Raw genomic sequence first — 3,778 nt, 5'->3', positions numbered from 1 at the left:
TTGTTTATGTAATTTATCCCCACAAATAAAATTAATTTATATATTTTATATATGGGGTAGGGCTCGCAATTTGTGCAAAAGTACCGTTAAGAAAAGTTGTCTAACATTTAAGTAAATATATAGTAAATATAGTGTGTTTCCTAAAGATTCTAATGTAATAAAATACAATAAATATTACATTAAGTAATTGGCTCTTAACCCTTGATATTACTTGATTATTAAAGGAGTTAAAACTAATTTAAATTAAGTTTATAGTTTTAATGTAATGTTTTAGTCCAAACTCTAACTAAAATAGTACATTAATAATTTACTACATAAAAATATTAAAAATTTAATGTTTTTATGTGAAATATATCTTGGAGCATATTTAAAAGCATCATTCAGTATTTAATTTTACACTAATTTGAAAATATGTTAGTTGGTTTTCCTTAGCGGTACTTTTGCACGAAAAGAGAGCACTACCCCACTATGGAAGATAAGTATTATTTCTATTAAACCATGTGTCATATTCTTCATATATTGTTCATCAATAAGAGCATAAATAAATGCTCTTGTTTTATTTTTTGAAAAATACCATAAACGTTCGTTTTTGAGACCTGTTTTGGTTTTAAATAAATTTTAATAAAATATCATCAAAACCATATCAAAACTTATCTCAAAATCATAGTATTTATACTTGACTGTTAAGTTGAGTTATGAGACTATGTATTTATAAAATTTGACCTATTTCGTCATTTACATACAAAATATAACATTAACGACATTGATTACAAAAGACAAAGGAGATATTTTATGTTAATTGGATATGCAAGAATCTCTACACAAGATCAGCATTTAGAATTACAAACAGATGCTTTAGAAAAAGCTGGATGCGAAAATATTTTTACAGATATTGCAAGCGGAGCTAAAACTGAACGTAATGGATTAGAAGAAGCTTTAGCATATTTACGTGAAGGAGATATATTAGTTGTTTGGAAACTCGATAGACTTGGCAGATCGTTAAAACATTTAATTGAAGTGGTAAATGCTTTAAGTGAAATAAATATAGGATTTCAAAGTATTCAAGAAAAGATTGACACTACTACAAGTGGCGGTAAATTAATATTTCATATATTTGCCTCTCTTGCTGAGTTTGAAAGAGATATTATAAGAGAAAGAACAAATGCTGGACTTAAAGCTGCAAGAGCTAGAGGAAGAATTGGTGGAAGACCAAAGGTGATGGATAATAAAAAGATTTGTATGGCAAAATCTCTAGTTAATGATAAAAGTAATTCTATAAAAGATATTTGCGAAACTTTAAATGTTTCTAGGGCTACCCTTTACCGTTATTTAAAGGAAAGTAATAAATCAGAAACGAACTTAGAATAATAAGCTACGTTGAATATATATAAACAACGTGTAAGTTATCTTAAATACTAGTATTTGTTGTGTCACCTATAGATAATATGCGAAAGTATTTTGCTACTCAAATATATATTAATAATAATTATAATATTGCACTGGTTAGACAATTACTCCAACACTCTAACACTTCAATAACACAAAAGTATATTGGAATTAGTACGCAAGAGGTTGAAAATGCTTTAAATAATCACATAAAATTATTATAAAAAGTGAGGTACTAAGTGGTGTACGGCAACGATCCCAAAAACAGCCATAAGACAGTATTCTCCATTTTTGTTGAACTATAAATCAAAAGTGGAACTACTGTTTTATGGCTGTTATGACGCACTATATGAAAGATGCGACATAACTTAAGATAAAACTATGTTATTCAAACCCTACAAATTGGAATTTGTTATTTCCTGTTTGGTTTTCTCGTTAGAAACAATAGTGGATAAGCAGTCCATTTTATTTACTTTCGCACTGGTCTGATATACTTAAAAAACCGTTCCGGATTATAATATAAGTAAATTATTCTACCGGGGGAAGTATCAAAGCAGTAGCCAGTGCCTGCAAAATTAAAAGTTGCCATTGCCTTTTCAATTTTTTCCTCTACACTACGATTTTCCTGCTCATAATCAAATGGCCCATGTTCAAAAACAATATACTCGACTTCGGGAATATCAATCATAAGCATTTGTGGTGGTACTTCGCCTTTATAATCAAAAGTAAGACGTGTACCGTAACACTCTGTGCGTGGAATACCCCAATCGCAGAGTCTGCCGTCCGGGTCGTTAATGTACGCCATAATCTGACCGCTGCCGCCGTTAGATTCGCTCCCACCATCGTCATCCAATTTGCCCTTGATACTATCGAGTAAGCCGCAAATTGTTTCACAGTCCTGTCCCGGAATAAGACTTTGCTTTTGCCAAAAATCCCAATACCCATTACTCTCATAGTTTTTAATGTGCAAAAATTTGTGTGCGGGAATGGTTACAAAATAAATTTTAACATCATCTGTAGATTTCATCATACCAATCTCTCCCAATCCTAAAAAGTAGCGGTCGAAAGAGTTTATTTTTGTACGAAGAACGACAAGCTTAGGCTTTTTTCGGTATTCACTTGGAGTTACACCATATGTTCCCTTGAAAGCTCTGGTAAAAGCTTCATGTGATGAAAAACTATAATTAAAAGCAATATCCAAAAGGCTTTTTTCACTATCCCGAACCTCTTTTAGTGCAAAGGCTAATTTCCTATGCCGCAGATAATCCCTAAATTGCATACCCGATATTTCTTTGAATTTTCTCGTTGTATAAAATTCGGAATAACCCAACATGCTAGAAAGAAAGCGTAGTGTCAAGGCTTCACCATTATAATTTTTAATACATTTGTCAATTTCATCAACGATTATTTGAATTTGCTTCTTCCACTCGTACATTCGTCTGTTCACCTCGTTTCAATCACCCTACATTCATTATAAAGTAATAGAGAGATTACTGCTTGATTTTACTTGCTGTTATCTCATTTTTCTCTTTTAAGTTCTGCATCTTTGCGTCTGGCCTACAATATGAGGTTTTTAATACCTCTATCAAAGAAATTTTTGTCTGCACCGTTGCCATTCTCCATGCTATTATATGTAAGAGCCATTTTCCCATTCACAATCAAAACACCAATAATATTGTGAGCATAAGAAACCGCAGGGGGAACAAAAATCATCTTTTCAATTTTGCAGCCGCCATAAGTTGTCGGTAAGTCAAGTACAGTTAAGTTTACTGTCTACCTGTAAAAACGCCGCTATTATATAGCTGTTGACGGAAACGCCAATCTGTTTTGCCTGAACCGTTGGGAACCGATCAGACCCATGATAACCCCCTCCGGCAAACGGATGGTGATATTTTCAAGCGTAAAATTCCTGTTTATTGAATTGTTTATACCATTTATATGTCGCCTTTTTATACTAATCCGACTCAACTCTTAAGAATATTATACCATTAGATACTGGGTGTTTTTGCCTATCCCCCCCGAAAAGGTATGTTAGTATATTAATGTGAGGCAATGCCAGTATTCCACGTATTTAAACCATGGATGTTACATAGCTTAAATATTGGCATTGATAAGTAACATTCATTTTGCAATTTTTATTTAAACGCTTGTAAAGCGTTGATAAATCAAGGAACCGAAAGTTACACAAGTCCATTGTGTAACTTTCGCTTATTCTAAAAAGGTTAAAATAAATGCCTTAAACTGGTGATTGATTTGCCTAACATACCTTTTGGAGGGGATAGGCAAAAGTACCCATCTTGAAGCTCGTCATGGATAAGAAAAAACAGTTCACCCATGGTGCGTTCATCCGTATTATTTCTATTTTCTACAGCTAGCATAATATATCTGGTCA

At 32.6% G+C, this 3,778-nt stretch carries 3 protein-coding genes; 1 reads left to right on the top strand and 2 read right to left on the bottom strand.

From position 1 onward, the window contains the following. The first annotated feature begins 792 nt into the window (after nucleotides 1–792). Entirely contained in the window at nucleotides 793–1,368 is a 576-nt protein-coding gene (locus ACJAX4_RS22750; RefSeq protein WP_435791722.1) for a recombinase family protein, read from the top strand. Between the two features lie 487 nt (nucleotides 1,369–1,855). Here ACJAX4_RS22750 and ACJAX4_RS22745 read toward each other — a convergent pair whose 3' ends face one another. Beyond that, nucleotides 1,856–2,821 carry a helix-turn-helix transcriptional regulator gene (locus ACJAX4_RS22745; RefSeq protein WP_435791721.1) on the bottom strand — a complete coding sequence of 322 codons (966 nt, stop codon included), beginning with the start codon at nucleotides 2,819–2,821 and terminating at the stop codon, nucleotides 1,856–1,858. Between the two features lie 55 nt (nucleotides 2,822–2,876). Then, nucleotides 2,877–3,002, bottom strand: a complete 126-nt coding sequence (locus ACJAX4_RS22740; protein WP_265343817.1) for a hypothetical protein — start codon at nucleotides 3,000–3,002, stop codon at nucleotides 2,877–2,879. Nucleotides 3,003–3,778: the final 776 nt, after the last annotated feature.

Source organism: Clostridium sp. (assembly GCF_051278035.1).
Classification (GTDB): Bacteria; Bacillota; Clostridia; order Clostridiales; family Clostridiaceae; genus Clostridium_AD.
The sequence above is the reverse complement of the archived record's forward strand: the minus strand, read 5'-3'. Positions and strand labels throughout refer to the sequence as shown.

Coding starts and splice junctions, on each gene's coding strand:
- ACJAX4_RS22750 (WP_435791722.1), top strand. CDS start 793: ATGTTAATTGGATATGCAAGAATCTCTACACAAGATCAGCATTTAGAA.
- ACJAX4_RS22745 (WP_435791721.1), bottom strand. CDS start 2,821: ATGTACGAGTGGAAGAAGCAAATTCAAATAATCGTTGATGAAATTGAC.
- ACJAX4_RS22740 (WP_265343817.1), bottom strand. CDS start 3,002: ATGGCAACGGTGCAGACAAAAATTTCTTTGATAGAGGTATTAAAAACC.